19 protein-coding genes and 1 pseudogene are annotated in these 17075 nt (G+C 49.9%); 13 read left to right on the forward strand and 7 right to left on the reverse strand.

The window, feature by feature from the left end; genetic code table 11:
- Nucleotides 1–358, reverse strand: a pseudogene (locus DPO_RS11760) (IS4 family transposase); the annotation flags it as partial.
- A gap of 112 nt (nt 359–470) precedes the next feature.
- Here DPO_RS11760 and DPO_RS11765 point away from each other — a divergent pair.
- A complete protein-coding gene (locus DPO_RS11765) occupies nt 471–899 on the forward strand; it encodes an AAA-type ATPase lid domain-containing protein (RefSeq protein WP_006966166.1) in 429 nt (142 codons plus the stop codon).
- Between the two features lie 84 nt (nt 900–983).
- Here DPO_RS11765 and lhgO read toward each other — a convergent pair whose 3' ends face one another.
- Nucleotides 984–2192, reverse strand: a complete 1209-nt coding sequence (gene lhgO, locus DPO_RS11770) for an L-2-hydroxyglutarate oxidase (protein WP_006966167.1) — start codon at nt 2190–2192, stop codon at nt 984–986.
- A 165-nt stretch (nt 2193–2357) separates the two neighbouring features.
- Here lhgO and DPO_RS11775 point away from each other — a divergent pair, with 165 nt between their 5' ends.
- From DPO_RS11775 to DPO_RS11825, 11 genes are all read left to right on the forward strand, one after another.
- The gene (locus tag DPO_RS11775) at nt 2358–2765 is read left to right on the forward strand and encodes an iron-sulfur cluster assembly scaffold protein (RefSeq protein WP_006966168.1); all 408 of its coding nucleotides are present in this window, start codon (nt 2358–2360) and stop codon (nt 2763–2765) included.
- A 17-nt stretch (nt 2766–2782) separates the two neighbouring features.
- A complete protein-coding gene (gene tmcD / locus DPO_RS11780; protein ID WP_006966169.1) occupies nt 2783–4024 on the forward strand; it encodes an electron transfer complex subunit TmcD in 1242 nt (413 codons plus the stop codon).
- A gap of 30 nt (nt 4025–4054) precedes the next feature.
- On the forward strand, nt 4055–4714 hold the full coding sequence (gene tmcC / locus DPO_RS11785; RefSeq protein ID WP_006966170.1) for a TmcC family electron transfer complex membrane anchor subunit: 660 nt from the start codon (nt 4055–4057) through the stop codon (nt 4712–4714).
- Between the two features lie 34 nt (nt 4715–4748).
- Entirely contained in the window at nt 4749–6086 is a 1338-nt protein-coding gene (gene tmcB, locus DPO_RS11790) for an electron transfer complex ferredoxin TmcB (RefSeq protein ID WP_024334380.1), read from the forward strand.
- 1 nt (nt 6087) lies between these two features.
- On the forward strand, nt 6088–6477 hold the full coding sequence (gene tmcA / locus DPO_RS11795; protein WP_006966173.1) for an acidic tetraheme cytochrome c3 TmcA: 390 nt from the start codon (nt 6088–6090) through the stop codon (nt 6475–6477).
- Nucleotides 6478–6487: 10 nt separating this feature from the next.
- Nucleotides 6488–6838, forward strand: a complete 351-nt coding sequence (gene divK / locus DPO_RS11800) for a DVU0259 family response regulator domain-containing protein (protein WP_006966175.1) — start codon at nt 6488–6490, stop codon at nt 6836–6838.
- A 13-nt stretch (nt 6839–6851) separates the two neighbouring features.
- Complete coding sequence (locus tag DPO_RS11805; RefSeq protein ID WP_006966177.1) at nt 6852–8345, forward strand: ATP-binding response regulator; 1494 nt, start codon at nt 6852–6854, stop codon at nt 8343–8345.
- A gap of 86 nt (nt 8346–8431) precedes the next feature.
- Nucleotides 8432–8836 (forward strand): hypothetical protein, encoded by a 405-nt coding sequence (locus tag DPO_RS11810; RefSeq protein WP_006966179.1) that lies wholly within the window; start codon nt 8432–8434, stop codon nt 8834–8836.
- Complete coding sequence (locus DPO_RS11815) at nt 8826–9524, forward strand: MBL fold metallo-hydrolase (protein ID WP_006966181.1); 699 nt, start codon at nt 8826–8828, stop codon at nt 9522–9524. Before DPO_RS11810 ends, DPO_RS11815 begins: the two co-directional genes overlap by 11 nt.
- Nucleotide 9525: 1 nt before the next feature.
- Nucleotides 9526–9954 (forward strand): GNAT family N-acetyltransferase, encoded by a 429-nt coding sequence (locus tag DPO_RS11820; protein WP_006966183.1) that lies wholly within the window; start codon nt 9526–9528, stop codon nt 9952–9954.
- Between the two features lie 3 nt (nt 9955–9957).
- Nucleotides 9958–10896, forward strand: coding sequence for a DUF2156 domain-containing protein (locus DPO_RS11825; protein WP_006966185.1), 939 nt, complete (start codon nt 9958–9960; stop codon nt 10894–10896).
- 9 nt (nt 10897–10905) lie between these two features.
- On the opposite strand, the gene DPO_RS11830 is transcribed toward DPO_RS11825, so the two are convergent.
- Genes DPO_RS11830 through potA form a run of 4 tightly spaced genes read right to left on the reverse strand, consistent with a single transcriptional unit; the run spans nt 10906 to nt 14630 of the window.
- A complete protein-coding gene (locus tag DPO_RS11830) occupies nt 10906–11937 on the reverse strand; it encodes an ABC transporter substrate-binding protein (protein WP_006966187.1) in 1032 nt (343 codons plus the stop codon).
- A complete protein-coding gene (potC, locus tag DPO_RS11835; RefSeq protein ID WP_006966189.1) occupies nt 11934–12704 on the reverse strand; it encodes a spermidine/putrescine ABC transporter permease PotC in 771 nt (256 codons plus the stop codon). Before potC ends, DPO_RS11830 begins: the two co-directional genes overlap by 4 nt.
- Entirely contained in the window at nt 12701–13555 is an 855-nt protein-coding gene (potB, locus tag DPO_RS11840; RefSeq protein ID WP_006966191.1) for a spermidine/putrescine ABC transporter permease PotB, read from the reverse strand. Before potB ends, potC begins: the two co-directional genes overlap by 4 nt.
- On the reverse strand, nt 13548–14630 hold the full coding sequence (gene potA, locus DPO_RS11845) for a spermidine/putrescine ABC transporter ATP-binding protein PotA (RefSeq protein ID WP_006966193.1): 1083 nt from the start codon (nt 14628–14630) through the stop codon (nt 13548–13550). Before potA ends, potB begins: the two co-directional genes overlap by 8 nt.
- A 171-nt stretch (nt 14631–14801) precedes the next feature.
- Between potA and DPO_RS11850 the strand changes: the two genes are divergently transcribed.
- Complete coding sequence (locus DPO_RS11850; protein ID WP_006966195.1) at nt 14802–15905, forward strand: class I SAM-dependent methyltransferase; 1104 nt, start codon at nt 14802–14804, stop codon at nt 15903–15905.
- Here the strand turns inward: DPO_RS11850 and DPO_RS11855 are convergent.
- Complete coding sequence (locus tag DPO_RS11855; protein ID WP_006966197.1) at nt 15877–17037, reverse strand: GAF and HD-GYP domain-containing protein; 1161 nt, start codon at nt 17035–17037, stop codon at nt 15877–15879. The genes DPO_RS11850 and DPO_RS11855 overlap by 29 nt on opposite strands.
- Nucleotides 17038–17075: the final 38 nt, after the last annotated feature.

Raw genomic sequence — 17075 nt, forward strand, 5'->3', positions numbered from 1 at the left:
TTGGAATTGCGTTTGCAGCCTGTTTATAGAGGTTTTCAAACATGAATTGCAATTGTTCAAGACCGCGCCCGTTTATGATTTCTGAAAAACTGCTTCTGCTAATACCCCCCTCCGGTGCAATATTCTGTCTCGCAAAATCATTTTCTTTCATGTCCTGAAGAAGATGTCGGGCAGAATCATGTTCCTGAAGGTGAAAGTATACCAGGGCTCTTAATTGTTGTTCAAAATTCATTTTTAACGGGCGGTCTCCTCTTGAGGATAATAACGGGACAAGCGGCAACAATCTTAACAGCGGGGCAATGAAAATGTCAAAGGTCGAGGACGTAATTTTTTGTTTTGGGGTCGAAATTTTGATCAATTTGTAACTCCTTGAAATTATAGTAAATAATAATTTCAAGGAGCGAAAAAATATTTTTTTGATTTGTCAACTAAAAAATGACTTTTATGGGAAAAAATTTGGTTGCGGACTTATGCAAAAACCTAACCGGACATCACTGGAAAAATATGCCAAAAAAATGGGCCGGGATATTGTGAAGCTGTCTTCCTATGCCATCGATTTTTTAAACAAATATTCATTTCCCGGGAATGTGCGTGAGCTTGAAAATTTGATCGAACGTTCCGTGGCCCTGTCATCCACCAACATTATTTTGCCCGAAAGCCTGACCATTTCCATGCACAAAACCGGACGAAAGATTCAAGATGGCGACGATTACCGGTGCAATCTATCACAGGTGGCACAGGGGGTGGACTTAGATGAAGTGTTGTCCGGTGTTGAATCCGCCTACCTGAAAAAAGCCTTGGGAATGGCCGGGGGAGACAAGAAAAAGGCAGCGGATCTGCTGAATTTGTCTTTACGCTCCCTGCGGTATCGCCTGGATAAAAATACACCGGTTTCATAACGCAGCCGCAACGTCACCGTGTCAGACCCCGGGCAGCGGTTTGGTTTGAAAAGATTATTGGGCGCCAACTGTGCGGGCGGGTGGCTATCCGTTCAGATTGAACAGGTCAATGGCCCGGTCCCGCAGGTACTGACCGATGGGAATGGCGGATGTGGCTGCCGGGGACGGGGCATTGCAGACATGCAGGGACCGCGGGGTTTTGGCAAACAGAAAATCGTGGACCAGATCGCCGTTTCGGGTGACCGCCTGGGCCCGGATGCCCGGGGGATAGGGTAAAAGGTCAGTATTTGTCAAAGACGGGCAGTATTTTCGGATACGTGTCAGATACCCGGGTTTCCATATAGAATCCACCTGTTCTTTGATACCGGATACCAGGTGCCGGGTCATGACCTTCCAGAATCCGGGGAATACCGCCATGTCAGCGATATCGGTAAAATTGGCGCTGAACCGCCCATATCCTTCCCGGTCAAATCCCAGCACTGCATTGGGACCGACTGTGATTCGCCCGTCGATCATGGGCGTCAGGTGAACGCCCAGAAAGGGCAGATCCGGGTCGGGTATGGGATAGATAAGCCGGGAAACAATATCGGACCGGTGTGCGGGCAGTTGAAAATATTCCCCCCGGAAAGGCAGGATGGAAAAATCGATGTCTATGTGCATCATTTTTGCCAGACGGTCCGCCATCAAACCGGCGCACACCACCAGATAACGGGTCGAAACGGTATGGGTCCGGGTGGAAACCGTCACCTGATCCCGGGTTTCGTTCAAATGAGTAACAGACTGCCCGGTCTGCACACGTCCGCCTTTGGCCAGAAACAGGTCTGCCATTTTCCGGGTGATCTGTATAAAGTCGCAGATCCCGGTGGCCGGGACCAGCAAAGCCCCCAGTCCCTGAATATGGGGTTCCATATGCGTCAGTTCCTGCTGGTTCACATCAACCACCTGGATCTGGTTCTGGGCGCATCGCTGTTTCAATGCCTGCATTCGCTCCAGCTCAATGGGGGTTGTGGCCACCAGGAGTTTGCCGCATTGCTTGAATGGTATGTGGTGCTCTTTACAGAATGCCATGGTGGCCTGGGATCCGCGCCGGCAGAAATCCGCTTTCAGGCTGCCGGGTGCGTAATAGACACCGGCATGAATCACGCCGGAATTATGCCCGGTCTGGTGAGCGGCGAACCGGTGTTCTTTTTCGATCAGCAGAATCTTTGCTTCAGGGAATCGCGTTTGAAGTGCCAGAGCCGTGGATATTCCCACAATTCCACCACCGATGATAGTCAAGTCATGCGGTTTCATGGTCGCGCATCATAATATTCCGGCCCATGAAAATCAAGTCAAGGTTGACGGATTTTAAAATCAACGGCCATTGATTTTTCGATCCCCGGTTGACCCCGGGACCTTAAAAGGTATATAAGGACTTGATAAAACCTTGTGGTATATATCAGAATGGAGAGTTTGAAAATGACCGATTTGGATTTCTGGAACCGCCATTCCGTTCAATATCTTGAAATGGCGTTTGACACCGGACACAAAGAAAAAATTCATGATCCGGACGGATATGGCAAAAGAACCGGAGAATGCGGGGATACAGTTGAATTTTCAATCAAGGTAAAAGACGGCGTTCTGGACTCGATCTCTTTTATGGCCCATGGATGCCTGAACACCACTGCCTGCTGCAATACAGTGGTGTCTTTCGCCCGGGGAAAAACCATTGATCAGGCGTGGGAAATAACCCCGGAACAGGTGGTGGAATACCTTCAGACCCTGCCGCCGGATCATGAACACTGCGCCCAGTTGGCGGTCGGAGGCTTGTATCTGGCATTGTCCGATTTTCAGTCCGGGCGGACCCACCGGGCCAAAACCGCGTAAGAATTCGGAGAAAAATTATGAACGAAAAGACATCGTGGGACTGGGAGACGGAGTTAAAGGAAATTCCGTTTGACGAATGGAAAACCCGTTATAATTGGGTTCAGGCCCCCCAGGTGAGTCAAAATGGAGAAAGTATTGCCGCTGTTGTCAATTTGGATGAAATGGTGTTCAGTGTCTGTGTAAACGGCGAGGTCTGGGAAGAAGAATATGAGAAAATCTGGAGCCTGACGTCTGTTTCCGACAGCGGGTTTGCGGCCTTTGTGGCCCGGGATGAAGAATGGACACTGTCTGTGAACGGGCAGGAATGGACCCACTGGTGCGATTTTATCTGGCAGATGATGAAGAGTCCGGATGGCCGGGTTCTGGGTGCAGCGTTTCAGTCTGATTCCGAATACGGGGTGATTGTGAACGACACCCCATGGGAAGACCGGTATGAAAATCTGACGGGTGCGGTCATGGCTGCGGACGGCACATCTGCGGCCGTGGTTCAGGTGGTACCCATGCCGGGGGCGGATGTGGAGGCCTTTAAAAAAGGCGTTTTCAGTGTGGCCTGCAATGGTATCCCAAAAGACCGCCGGTTTTTGAATATCTGGGATATCAGCTTTGATGCCGCCGGCAGACAGATGGGATATGGGGTCCGCACGGACCGGGAATCATATGGCATTGTCCAGAATGATACCTTGTGGGAAAACCGGTTTGAATCGGTGTGGAAACCGGAATTTCTGGATGAGAATTCATTGCTGGCCCCGGTTCGCATCAACGGGAAATGGCAGTTGTATAAAAACGATGCCCCGTTCTGGCAAGATCAATATGATCAGCTCTGGCATCTGACCCTGTCTCCCAATGGCAAAGATGTGGCCGCCATTGTCTCCGCTCCTTACGGCCGCTGGCGTGTGGCTGTCAACGATACCGTGTGGCCTGTGACCTGGGATACGATGATATCGGATATTTACTTTTCCCAAGACGGGTCCAGCCTGGCAGCGGTATACAAGCACAAAGAGGTCTGGGATCTGGCTGTCAATCAGACCCCCTGGCAGATGGCGGCGGATATGGTGTTTGTTCCCTGCTTGAGTCCGGACGGCAGTGTCGTGGCGGTGGTCATTCAGAAAAAAGGTCAGTACCAGCTGGTGGTCAACAAAAAAACAGTGGCGTCCGGATTCAGTTTTATGGCAGATCCGGTGATCAGTGCAGACGGATCCAAAGTGCTGCTCAAAGGCATTGAGAACGGCATTTATAGACGCCGGATCATCCGTGTGTAATTCCGGCAAAATTTTTTAAAGGAGACTGCAATGAACAGTTTTATCGCCTTTATCATGGGCCCGATGGTCTGGATATCGGTTATCATATTTCTGGGTGGATTGACCTTTAAACTGGTGGGCATCCTAAGCGCTGTCCGCCAAAAGGAACCCTATATCTATTCGTATGTGACCCTGAAACACAGTCTGCGTTCCATCGGGGCCTGGATGATTCCCTTTTTTCCCAGAAGCGCCCGAATGAGCCCCATTTATTACGGGATATCCTATCTGTTTCACATTCTGTTGTTTCTGGTCCCTTTGTTTCTTGCATCCCATATCGTGCTGATCAATGAAGCATTTCAAATATCCTGGCCCGCCCTGAACGATTTCGTGGCGGATGGGCTGACCGTAGTGGTGATTGCGGCATTGATCTTTTTTATCTTCCGCCGGGCCATGGTGCCGGAGGTGAAATATCTGACCGGTGCCATGGATTATATATTGATCCTGGTGGTATTGCTGCCTTTTCTGACAGGGTTTCTGGCCTACCATCAGTGGATCGCCTACCAATGGATCACTGTGATTCACATATTGTCCGGAGAACTGATGCTCATCATTATCCCGTTTTCCCGGTTTTCCCATATGCTGAACGCGCCTTTGACCCGGGCTTACATGGGGTCTGAATTCGGTCATGTCAGACAGGCAAGAGACTGGTAGGAGGAAAAATTCAATGCAAACAAAGGAAAACCTCATGACTGACACACCTTCATCTGTTGAGAAACCGACAGATCCGGCCATTGAATCCGGGCTTGAACGATTGACCCCGGAACGGATCCAGCAGGTCATTCAACAGGTTTTGAAAAAGGAAACCGGCCCTAGGTTCAAGGCGTATGTGGAAACCTGCATGCGTTGCGGGCTGTGCGCTGAGGCATGCAGTTATTTTCTGTCCAATGACCGGGATCCCCAGTTCATGCCGGCAGCCAAGGTGAAAAACACCATCTGGGAAATGCTGAAACAAAACGGCAATGTTTCCAAAGATTTTCTCCGGCGGGCCGTGCGGATTTCGCACCTGGAATGCAATGTCTGCAAACGTTGCGCCATGTACTGCCCTTTTGGTATCGATATCGCCTACATGATGCTGCTGGTACGCCGAATCTGCCATAAGCTGGAAATCACACCCCAGTACATACAGGATACGGTCAATTCCCATTCCGTGACACTGAACCAGATGTGGGTCAAAGATGATGAATGGATCGACACCCTGCAATGGCAGGAAGAAGATGCCAGAGATGAGTTCGATGACCTGCAGATTCCTTTGGACAAGATGGGGGCGGATATCATGTATTCCGTGATTGCGCCGGAACCCAAATTTCAGGCCGGATTGATTTATCAGACCGCCACCATGATGCATGCGGCCGGCATGAACTGGACCATGCCATCCACACCGGGCTGGGATAACAGCAATATGGCCATGTATACCGGAGACAATGAAATTTCAGGCCGCATTGCCCGGGCATTTTTTGAAACAGCCTCAAAACTGCGGGTCAAGCGAGTCGTCATGGGAGAATGCGGTCACGCGTTCCGGTCGGTATACGATATGGGCAACCGATGGAACTCCTGGGTCATGCCGCCTTTTGAAGTGGTGCATGCCCTGGCATTTTATCATGAACTGCTTACCCAGGGACGTATCACCATCAAAGAAAAATACAAAAAAAAGGTCACCCTGCACGATCCCTGCAATGTGTCCCGGGGGCGGGGCCTGCACGACAAGGCCAGGGAAGTGGTAAACATGGTGTGCGAGGATTTTGTGGAGATGACGCCCAACCGGGAGCATAATTACTGCTGCGGGGCCGGCGGCGGGGTCATCAACTGCGGACCGCCCTACAAGGGAGAACGCATGGTGAACAACCGGGTCAAGGCGGAACAGCTCGCCGCCACAGGTGCCGAAGTGCTGATCGCTCCCTGTCATAATTGTCACAGCGGGCTGGAGGACATTGTTCAATACTATGATTTGAAGATGGAGATCAAGTTTCTGGGGGACCTGATATATGAAACCATGGAAAAGAAAATTTATGAGCCGGGGGCATGACATGACACACTCAAACCGCTTCATCATCTTTCTGATCGTGCTTTTTGCCGCGGTCGGAACCGGGTTTTTCTGTTATGCGGAACAGGATCTGGAGCGTCTGGATCCCTGGGCCTTTGAATCACCCCGGCGCCCCGGGGCTGTGTTCTCCCATGACGACCATATTTTTCTTGCTGATGATGACTGCAGTGTCTGCCACCATGTGTATGAAAACGGTGAGTTGGTCCCGGATGAAAGCAGTGAAGATCTGTACTGTTCGGACTGTCACAGCCTCAAACCCGGACCGGATAATCCCATGCCCCTGGAAGCAGCCTATCACAACCTGTGCAGAGACTGTCATTTTGACCGGAGCCAAGGACCGGTCCTGTGCGGAGAATGTCACGTCAAGGAATAAGGAGACGGCCATGACAAAAAAAATAATGATCGTGGATGATGATCCAGCCATTACACGGTATCTGGAAACATTGTTCAAGGATAACGGTTTTGACACCTGCATCGCCGATGACGGCAAACAGGCCATGGATGTTTTTCTGGAGCAGCAACCGGACCTGATCACCCTGGATCTGGAAATGCCGGAAGAATGGGGACCCCGCTTTTTCAGGAAAATTTCCAAAAAAGGATACACCACCCCGGTGATTGTCATCTCCGGTCTGTCCGGACGGACCCATTCTATTCCCAAAGCAGAAGCGTTTTTTGCCAAACCTTTCAAACCCGAAGAGGTCCTTGCCAAAGTAAAGGCGGTTCTGGGCGTGTGATTGTTGCATTATTATGACAAATAAACTCCTGGTGGTCGATGATGAAGATGGCATCCGGGAGGTCCTGAGAATCACTCTGACCGATGCCGGGTATGAGGTATTCACGGCGGAGAACGGCTTTACCGGGCTTGACATGGTCAAGACCCACAAGCCGGATATTGTTCTCACGGACATCCGCATGCCCGGCATGGACGGTATGGCGCTGCTCAAGTCAGTCAAGCAGTTATTTCCGGATATTGAGGTGATCATGATTACCGGATACGGAGATGCCAACCTGGCCATTGACAGCCTGAAAACAGGTGCTGTGGATTTCATCTCCAAACCCGTGAATCAGGATGTGCTTGATATCGCCCTGAAACGGGCCAATGACCGGATTTTGACCCGGGAAAAACTGGCGGACCATACCCGGAACCTGGAAATCCTGGTGGCGGAAAAGACCCGGAAGCTGGCGGAATCAGAAAAACGGTATATCCAGCTGTTCAACGAATCTCCGGCATATATCACCATTCTGGATGAACATTTCCGGATCGTGGAATCCAACAACCGGTTCAAGGATCAGTTCGGGGATGACCCGGGCATGTACTGTTTTCAAGTGCAGCAACAGCGCACGATTCCCTGTGACACCTGTCCGGTGAAAGAAACCTTTGCCGACGGCCTTTCCCATACCGCGGAAATGGATGTCACCCTCAAAGACGGGCATATTCGTCGTTTTTTCATTCAAACCTCGGCCATTCCAGATGACAGCGGCCGGATCAGCCATGTCATGGAAATGTGTACCGATATTACGGTTATTCACGATCTGCAGGATCACCTGGCGGCCCTGGGTCTGCACATCTCTTCCATATCCCACGGCATCAAAGGCATGCTCACCGGACTGGACGGGGGAGATTATTTGATTCGGTCCGGCCTTGAACAAAAAGATTTTCATAAAATTTCGAACGGCTGGGATATTATTCGGGAAAAAATTGCCATGATCCGTCAGATGGTGCTGGATATCCTGTTTCATTCCAAAAACAGGACCCCGGACATACAGCCGGTCTCAGTGTTCGATTTTATTCAGGAACTTTTGACCACCATGGATCCCCGCATTCAAAAAGCCGGCATTGATCTGATTCTGGATATTCCCGGACCCAGCACGGATTTTGAAGTCATGATGGATAAAACCATGCTGTTCGGCGCCTGCCTGGCCATTCTGGAAAATGCGGTGGATGCCTGTATCAGCGTGAAAGCAAACAGAAAAAATTTAGAAATACAGGTTCAGGTCGTTGAAACGCCCCGTCAGGTCGTGTTTAAAATCAGGGATAACGGCAAAGGGCTTGACAAAAGATATCGACAAAAGATATTTTCCCTGTTTTATTCCGACAAAGGAAACAAAGGGACCGGATTAGGGCTTTTTGTGGCCCGGCGCTCCGTACAGCAGCACCAAGGGGAAATTCATGTGGATTCGGAGCCTGGAAAATTTACTGAATTTACCATTGCCATCCCGAAAAAAACATCTGACATTTGACACCAACCGGTTTATTGTTATGATAGTTGGAAAGTCATTGAATTTTTCAGGGGTGTGTGGGTTGAAATATATGGAGGGGTTATTTTATGTCAAAATGGATGACAATCAGTGAAGCAGTGGATGCATTCGACCTGTATAACCTGTTCAGTGAGATCATCGACTCTTACAGTGATGAAATGGATGATCCTGAGGCCGTCGCATCCGAACTGATCGAACTTCTGGAAGAACATGAAGAAGAATATGAATTTTCTTCGGACTCGGACGGAGATTATACCGAGAGTTTTGAACGCAATCTGCGGGATGCCATCGGATATGTATTTGAAGAATTCAACCTAGGCGAATTGCCGGAAGTTGATTATGTTGACCCGGATACGGATGAAGATGATCTGGCCGATATTTACGATGACAAATTTGATGACGACATCAAGCATCGGGTCGATATGGATGCTTACGAAGAAGGAGATGACATCGAGGAAGAAGATGCGGATTGAGCAGTTCAGATACGGGGCCGATAACCTGGGATATCTGATTTTTTCAGGTAATTTCGCAGTGGCGATTGATCCCGGTGCTGTTGACGAAATGACGAGGTTTGCCCAGGACCGGAACATCCGGATTTCCCGGGTCACCAATACCCATCTTCACCCGGATCATACCTGCGGCAATGAACAGATGCTTGAAAAAACAGACGCCGTTTTTCTGGATTGCAGAAAATTTTCGGACAATGAATCCATTTTTCTTGAAGATGAAGTACTGACGGTGATCACCACCCCGGGGCACACCCGCAATGATGTGTGTTTTGCAGGCGATGATTTTCTGGTGACCGGTGATACTTTGTTTAACGCTACTGTAGGAAATTGTTTTTCCAAAGATCTGGATGGGTTTTATTTTTCATTGAAAAAAGTGATGGCACTTCCCGGCACAACCAAGATTTTTGCCGGACATGATTATGTGAAAGAATCCGTGGAAATTGCCCAGGCCATTGATCCGGATACGCCGGATATCCTCCGGTACCTGGAAAATTATGATCCGGACCGGGTATTTTCCTTTCTGGAAGATGAGCTGCGGGTCAATCCCTTTCTTCGATTCAACGACAAAACCATGATTCAAAAACTTGAACAGCGTAGATTTCCCTGTGCGACGGAAATCCAGCGGTTCAAATCCCTGATGCAGGCCTTTTGATATGGATGAACCGGATTTATCCACTGTAAACTGTCGGTTTCTGAAAGCCGCGGATACAAACGAATTGATGGCTCTTTACAAGGATGCCGGATGGTGGGATCAGGCGTGTGAGCAACACCCACAGTTTTTATCCCGTGTGGTTCCCGATTCTGCATTGTTCGTGGGCGCTTTTTATCAGAAAAAAATGATCGGTATGGGGCGGGCCCTTTCGGATCTGGTCAGTGATGCTTATATTCAGGATGTTGTTGTATTACAAAAGTTCCGGGGCATTGGCATCGGCAGAAAAATCATTCACACACTGATCACCGGTCTGAAAGAACATGGTGTGGACTGGATCGGCCTGATCGGTGAACCCGGTACCCGCAAATTTTATGAATCATTGGGATTCAGGCCGATGTCCGGTCACACACCTTACAGACTTAAGGATTGATTTATGTATAACCGGTGTAATCACCATGCGTGTTTAGATCTTCAACCCACCATCTGTTTTCCGACTGCCGGCCGGTTTGAACTCACCGACCGGCAGATGGTCCAGATCTATATCGATAAATATTTGCCTGAGTCCTGTGAGTACAATTTTGCCAATCTATTCTGCTGGCAGGAGATTTATAACTATTCCTGGCGCCTGTTCAAAGGCCGGCTGGTGATTTATGACGGGGTGAATCAATGTGCGTTCATGCCGCTGGGGGAACCGCTGCCGCCGGATGATTTGGCAGAACTGGCAAGAGAACTGATGCGGGACGGTCTGGTGCCGGATATCGGTCTGGTGCAGAAAGATTATCTGGATGAATACCCCCGGTGCGAACAGTATTTTTCCATTCATCCGGAGCGGGACTATGGCGAATACATTTATGATGTGGAAAAGCTGTGCCGATTGAATACCCCGAAGCTGCATAAAAAGAAAAATCTGATCTCCCAGTTTGAACGCATTTATCCGGATTTTCAGGTGACCCTGCTGACCCCGGAAAAACAGGTTATGGCTCAAAACATGGCCCGGGATCAGTTAAATCGTCAGAAACCGGTGTCTGAGACTTTGGCTGCCGAGTTCGAAGCCATAAAAAAAGCGTTCATGCATTTTGATGCGCTGGGACTGGAAGGACTTGCCTTGATGGTGGGGGATCGAATGGCGGCTTTTTCCATTTTCAGTCCGTTGACCCCGGATACCTGTAATGTACAGTTTGAAAAATCTGATTTTGATTTCAAAGGAGCGGCCCAGATGATCAATCAGCAGACCGCTCTGTATTTAAAAGACCGGTATAAATATATCAACCGGGAGCAGGATCTGGGGATCAGGGGGCTGCGTCAGGCCAAAAAATCCTATGAACCGGAAACCATCCTGATTCCCCATACCCTGCAACTGAAACGCGGATAATCCGGTGGGTTACATCCCGGTTTTCAAGCGTTCCCAATAGCGTTCATACACCAGGATGGCATCTCCGACATCGGTCTGGAATTCCCCTTTTTTCACTTCTTCAGGATCCGGAAAAATGGTGGGATTGTTCTTTATTTCTTCGGGCATCAGAGCGATGGCCGACTGATTGGCCGGCGCATAGCCGATATATTCACACACCTGCAAGGCGATTTGCGGATCCAGGATAAAATCGATGAATGCATGGGCCTGTTTTTTGTTTTCCGCACCCGTGGGAATGACCATGGAATCCACCCAGAAAATCGCGCCTTCTTCAGGATATGCATACTGGATGGCTGGAAATTCCTGGGCCGCCATATAGGCTTCTCCGTTCCATATCATGCCGGCAAAAGCCTCCAGGTTCAACAACGGCTGCTTGGGAGAGTCTCCTGAAAATACCCGGATGTTGGGCATAAGGGTTCGGATCGATTCATAGGCTGCATGAATGCGGTCCGGATCGGTTTCGTTCACGGAAAATCCGTTGACAATCAGACCGATCCCCAGCACTTCCCTCAAATCATCGTTCATGACCAGGCGGTTTTTGAATTCCGGCCGCCACAGATCCTTCCACGAGGTCATCATCTCCGGCGCCACCTGGTTGTTGTTATATGCCAGGGCCGTGGATCCCCACACATAAGGAATGGAGTATTTATTGCCCGGATCATAGGGCTGATCCATCAGGGCAGGGTCCAGATGTTTGAAATTGGAGAGTGCTTCGTGGTCAATGGGGCTGAGCAGTCCTTCTTTCCGCATTTTATGGACAAAATAAGTGGAAGGGAACACCACGTCATAACCTTTGCCCCGGGTGAGTTTGACTTTGGCATACATGGATTCATTGCTGTCATAGGTGGCATAGATCACCTTGATTCCGGTTTTTTCCTGGAACGCGGTCAATACCTCATCAGGCATGTATTCGGTCCAGTTGTATATGTAAAGGCGTTGTTGTCCGGCCAGTGCCGGCACAGAAATCAGAACCAGGTATATCAGCAGTATCCATTGTTTCATCTTTTGATCTCCTTTGTCAGAACATGGGCAGCAGATACCGCTGCCAGAGTTAATAAAAACAATACCGTGCACAAGGCATTGACTTCCGGGGTGACCCCCAGTTTTACCATGGAATAGATCTTGAGAGGAAGAATTTCAAATCCCGGACCGGTGACAAAAAAACTGATGATCACATCATCCAGAGACAAAGTAAAGCTCAACAGCCACCCGGCCAGCACGGCCGGCAGAATCATGGGAACAATGATTTTGTAAAACACCTCGTGCTCCCGGGCGCCCAGGTCCCGGGCCGCATCCACCACAGCCGGATCAAACCCGGATATCCGGGCATGTACCAGCACAATGACAAAGGGCAGACAAAAGGTGACATGGGCGATCAGCAGGGTGAGAAATCCGGGCGTCAGTCCAGCCAGGACAAACAGCATGAGCAGGCTGATGCCCATAACGATGTCCGGGCTCATCATCACGGAATACACCAGCCCGAAAAACAGTTTTCTGCCGGCAAACCGGTATCTGGAAACGGCAAATGCGCCCAGAGTGCCCAAAGCCGTGGCGACCATGCTGGAGATCAGCGCCACGGTCAATGAGTTGAAAAAAGCATCCAGCAGTTGTGGATTGTCCAGCAGCCGCATGTACCATTTCAGGGAAAATTCCTGCCAGGAGGTGGTATATCTGGCCTGATTAAAGGAAAACACCATCAGCACCAGCAGCGGGCCGTATAAAAATGTGAACACCGCAGACACCCAGGATATCTTCAACCACCGCGTCATAGGGCCTGATGCCTGTTAAACCGCCGGGAAAAAGTGAAATAAATGATGAGCATCAAGCCCATCAGCACCAGCAGAAACACGCTGGCCGCTGATCCGAACGGCCAGTTCATTGCCGTCAGAAACTGATTTTTGATGAAATTGCCCATGAGCATGGTCTTGGCGCCCCCCAGAAGATCCGGTACATAAAACAGCCCCATGGCCGGCAGAAACACCATGATGCAACCGGCCAGCACGCCGGGAAAAGAAAGGGGCAAAACCACGTGGACAAACACCTGCAATGTATTGGCTCCCAGATCCCGGGCCGCTTCCAGCAGCCGAAGATCCATTTTTTCCATCACGGCATACAACGGCAGTATCATGAACGGCAGCAATGAATACACCAGGCCCACATACACGGCAAAATCGGTATACAGCAGGGTCACAGGTTCGGAAACAATGCCTGCGGCTGAAAGCAGGGTGTTGATGATCCCGTTGGCCTTCATCAAGATCACCAGCGCATAGGTACGAATCAAAGAAGAAGTCCAGAAGGGGATGATCACCATCATGAGCAGTAAAGGCCGCCGATGTTTTGAGGCCCGGGAAAGTATCCAGGCAAATGGGTAGCTGATGAAAAGGCACAAAAGGGTGGTGTTCAGGGAATAAATCAGAGACGCACCAAGGACCTTGGCATACACCGGGTCCAGCAATTCCCGGTACTGGGTCAGGGTAAGAGGCGGGCTGAAAAATGTGCCGGTATCCCGGGTCATGAAACTGATTCCCACCACCATCAGACCGGGAATCAGGACAAAGGACGCAAACCAGGCCATGTTCAGGAAAACGGCGATAAACTTGAAGCCCTGTCGCTCATTCATCCGCCAGGGTTACCTCCCATCCCTTGATCCAGGAGATGCACACCGGTTCATTCACATCATACATAATATCCTGCTCGTCTTCATTGAAAAATTCAGTGACAAACACTTCCTGGCCGCTGTCCAGGCGGATGATCAAATCCACGGTCGTGCCTTTGTAGATCATTTCTGTGACCCGGCCGGGCAGGGATCCTGCTGCGCATTGTGCCTGGATTCTCGTCACAGTCATATCTTCGGGCCGCAACAGCACTTTGACTGCCTGGCCGGGTTTAAAATTGCGACGGTTCTGTACGATTTTGACAATACCCTGGAAATGTATTTCCATGTCCGATCCGGAAGTCCGGGCCACCCGGGCATCAAATATATTGCTTTCCCCCACGAAATCCGCCACAAACAGGTTCACCGGGGTTTCATAAATGTCTTTGGGGGTACCGGTCTGCTGAATTGTGCCATGGTTCATCACCACCACCCGGTCGGACAGGGTCAATGCTTCTTCCTGGTCATGGGTGACAAAGACAAAAGTGATTCCCAGTTTCCGATGAAGCTGCCGCAGATCCAGGCGCATCTGTTTCCGCAGTTTATAGTCCAAAGCGCTCAAGGGTTCATCCAGAAGCAGGATCAACGGCTGATTCACAATGGCCCTGGCAATGGCCACCCGTTGCTGCTGTCCGCCGGACAACCCATGGATGGACCGGGTTTCAAGACCTGCCAGTTTGACCAGGGCCAGGGTTTCTTTGACCCTTTCCCGGATCTGCCGGGCGGGGGTTTTTTTGAGTTTCAATCCAAATGCAATGTTGTCGAACACGGTCATGTGAGGAAACAGCGCATAACTCTGGAACACGGTATTGACATCCCGGTCGCAGGCAGGCATGCGGGTCTGGTCCCGGCCGTTGATGAAAAGTGCCCCGCTGTCACAGGTTTCCAGTCCGGCAATCAACCGCAACACAGTAGTTTTGCCACACCCGGACGGTCCGAGAAGGGTCAGAAACTCCCCTTTGTGAACATCCAGGTTCAGGTCATTGATCACCGGCTGATTGTTGAACGATTTGGAAACGTTCTGTAAACGGACCACCGGCATGAAAGCCCTCCAAAATAATTCAAACAAAGCAATTAAATTATCTGAAATTCCATGAAAAATCAAGTAAATTAAAAGGCGGCCTCCCCAGCAGAGAGTTGAAATTCCGATCAGATCACGTATTATACAGACACTTTTTTAGATAGAAACAACCATTGGAAAGGATGAGAAATAATGGATCAGGACAATCAGGCTGAATTCAGTCAACGGCTGACGGACATTCTCAATCATGGGGCATTGAATCTGGCTCTGGCCGTGGGATATCAATTGAAAATTTTCGATGTCATGGCAGATCTGGACCGGCCGGTATCCTGCCGGGACCTGGCCAGGGCTGCCGGGCTTCATCCGCGGTATGTGCAAGAATGGCTGGGCATCATGTGCACCGGTCAGATCATTGAGATCCATACCCCGGAATCTAGCGAAGACAAGCAAAAAGAAACGGTTTATTATCTGCCCCCGGACCATGCCGCAGTGTTGATCCGCAAGGCCGGCACCCGCAATATGGGGGTGTATACTCAGGAAATCCCATTACTCACTCAGATTGCCATGACCCGGGTGCTGGATGATTTCTCAAAAGGGGAGGGCATCCCATTTTCCGCCTATCCCCGGTTTCAGGCATTCATGTCACAGCTGTCCCATGCCAAGCACCGGCAGGGGCTGATCCGGCATTTTTTGCCCCGGGTGGATAGCGGGCGGTTGATGACCCGCCTGGAAAAAGGCATCCGGGTATGCGATCTGGGGTGCGGTCAGGGCATTGCGCTGCACCTGATGGCACAGCACTTTCCCGCATCTACGTTCACCGGCATTGACAATGATGGTCCGGCAATTGATGAGGCCCGGCAGACAGCCGTTGATCTGGGACTGAAGAATCTGACCTTTCAGGTAAAAGATGCGGCCACTCTGGAAAACGATACAAAGTTATCCAGACAGTTTGATTATATCACCGCGTTTGACGCGATTCATGACCAGTCCCATCCGCTGTCCGCTCTCAAAGGAGTTCGTTACATGCTGGCTGAGGATGGCATGTTTTCCATGATCGACATTGATGCGGCCAGTCATCCGGCAGGCAATCTGGACCATCCCATGGGGCCGTTTCTTTATACCGTCAGTCTGATGCACTGCATGCCTGTGGGTCTGTCTGATCAGGGCCGGGGACTGGGCATGATGTGGGGAAGAAAAAAGGCGGAGTCGCTGCTTGAACGTGCGGGTTTTACCCGGATTCAGGTTCTGGAAATGGAGCAGGACCCTTTTAACGTGCATTATCTGTGTCAAAGGTGATTTCAGGCAGGCAAGATAAAAAGGCTTCAATGACATCCGGATCGAAATGGGATCCAACGTCTTTTTTCAGAATGTAAACCGTTTTTTCAATGGGAACGATTTTATAATCCAGAATTTTTCCAAATGCATACTTGGGGTAATCCCTAAGGGATGTCAATGCATCAAAAACATCTGACACAGCAATGATTTTTGATTCCAGGGGAATTTGATCTTCTGTCAACCCCCGGGGATAACCGGTTCCATCAATTTTTTCATGATGACAGGCAGCAATCCAGGGGACACGGCGCAATGCCCGGGGAAAATAAAAATTGTTCAGAATATTTTCAGTTTTAGCCGGATGGGTATTCATTTCAAGGCGTTCTTCAGGTGTGAATGGCCCGTTTTTAAGCAGGACTGCATCACTGATCCCTATTTTGCCGATATCATGCAGCAGGGCCGCATAATATAAATTATCCTGAGACCGCCGGGGCAGTCCCATTTTTTGAGCAATCTTCATGCTGTAATCGGTCACGCGCCGGGAATGACCGGCTGTCAATGGATGTTTGGCATCCACTGTTGCGGCCAAAGTCTGAATGGATTTTTTGAATGCCAGTTTCATTTCATCATGCAGAAGCGAATTTTCCAGTGCAATGCCTACCTGGGCAGCCAGTCCTTGACAGAACCATTCATCCTGGGCATCAAACCGCGGCTTGCCTTTTTTGTTGATCACCTGAAGAACGCCGATTTTTTCTCCGGCATGGTTTTTGATGGGCAAACACAACACAGAACGGGTTCTGAAGTTGTTTCTTTTATCAAACTCCCTGTTGAAAAAAGGCAGTTCCCATGCATCTTCGACATTGAGTATTTCGCCGGTCTGGGCCACCCGGCCGCTGATGCCTTCGCCTATCGGCAATCGGATGGTATCAATGCCTTCCGCCACCTTGGTCCACAGTTCATTTTGATCCGGATCCAGCAGATAAAGACTGGTTCGTTCCGCTTTCATCATGTCGGTTATTTTTTTGACAATCAGCGGAAACAGGGCATTGAAATCCAGTTCCGATGCCAAATCCGAAGCCACAGACAGAAGGGTGGATAATTGTGCGTTCAGTTCATCACATTGTGCCAGAAGGCATTGGGTTTTTTCGGATTCCATTTAAATTGTCTTTTTTTTTCGGGTGTCTGAAGTTTCGA

The organism is Desulfotignum phosphitoxidans DSM 13687 (assembly GCF_000350545.1).
In the GTDB taxonomy this organism is placed as follows: domain Bacteria; phylum Desulfobacterota; class Desulfobacteria; order Desulfobacterales; family Desulfobacteraceae; genus Desulfotignum; species Desulfotignum phosphitoxidans.

Excerpts from the sequence above, each read along its gene's own strand:
- DPO_RS11765 (WP_006966166.1), top strand. The coding sequence starts at position 471 with ATGCAAAAACCTAACCGGACATCACTGGAAAAATATGCCAAAAAAATG.
- lhgO (WP_006966167.1), bottom strand. The coding sequence starts at position 2,192 with ATGAAACCGCATGACTTGACTATCATCGGTGGTGGAATTGTGGGAATA.
- DPO_RS11775 (WP_006966168.1), top strand. The coding sequence starts at position 2,358 with ATGACCGATTTGGATTTCTGGAACCGCCATTCCGTTCAATATCTTGAA.
- tmcD (WP_006966169.1), top strand. The coding sequence starts at position 2,783 with ATGAACGAAAAGACATCGTGGGACTGGGAGACGGAGTTAAAGGAAATT.
- tmcC (WP_006966170.1), top strand. The coding sequence starts at position 4,055 with ATGAACAGTTTTATCGCCTTTATCATGGGCCCGATGGTCTGGATATCG.
- tmcB (WP_024334380.1), top strand. The coding sequence starts at position 4,749 with ATGACTGACACACCTTCATCTGTTGAGAAACCGACAGATCCGGCCATT.
- tmcA (WP_006966173.1), top strand. The coding sequence starts at position 6,088 with ATGACACACTCAAACCGCTTCATCATCTTTCTGATCGTGCTTTTTGCC.
- divK (WP_006966175.1), top strand. The coding sequence starts at position 6,488 with ATGACAAAAAAAATAATGATCGTGGATGATGATCCAGCCATTACACGG.
- DPO_RS11805 (WP_006966177.1), top strand. The coding sequence starts at position 6,852 with ATGACAAATAAACTCCTGGTGGTCGATGATGAAGATGGCATCCGGGAG.
- DPO_RS11810 (WP_006966179.1), top strand. The coding sequence starts at position 8,432 with ATGTCAAAATGGATGACAATCAGTGAAGCAGTGGATGCATTCGACCTG.
- DPO_RS11815 (WP_006966181.1), top strand. The coding sequence starts at position 8,826 with ATGCGGATTGAGCAGTTCAGATACGGGGCCGATAACCTGGGATATCTG.
- DPO_RS11820 (WP_006966183.1), top strand. The coding sequence starts at position 9,526 with ATGGATGAACCGGATTTATCCACTGTAAACTGTCGGTTTCTGAAAGCC.
- DPO_RS11825 (WP_006966185.1), top strand. The coding sequence starts at position 9,958 with ATGTATAACCGGTGTAATCACCATGCGTGTTTAGATCTTCAACCCACC.
- DPO_RS11830 (WP_006966187.1), bottom strand. The coding sequence starts at position 11,937 with ATGAAACAATGGATACTGCTGATATACCTGGTTCTGATTTCTGTGCCG.
- potC (WP_006966189.1), bottom strand. The coding sequence starts at position 12,704 with ATGACGCGGTGGTTGAAGATATCCTGGGTGTCTGCGGTGTTCACATTT.
- potB (WP_006966191.1), bottom strand. The coding sequence starts at position 13,555 with ATGAATGAGCGACAGGGCTTCAAGTTTATCGCCGTTTTCCTGAACATG.
- potA (WP_006966193.1), bottom strand. The coding sequence starts at position 14,630 with ATGCCGGTGGTCCGTTTACAGAACGTTTCCAAATCGTTCAACAATCAG.
- DPO_RS11850 (WP_006966195.1), top strand. The coding sequence starts at position 14,802 with ATGGATCAGGACAATCAGGCTGAATTCAGTCAACGGCTGACGGACATT.
- DPO_RS11855 (WP_006966197.1), bottom strand. The coding sequence starts at position 17,037 with ATGGAATCCGAAAAAACCCAATGCCTTCTGGCACAATGTGATGAACTG.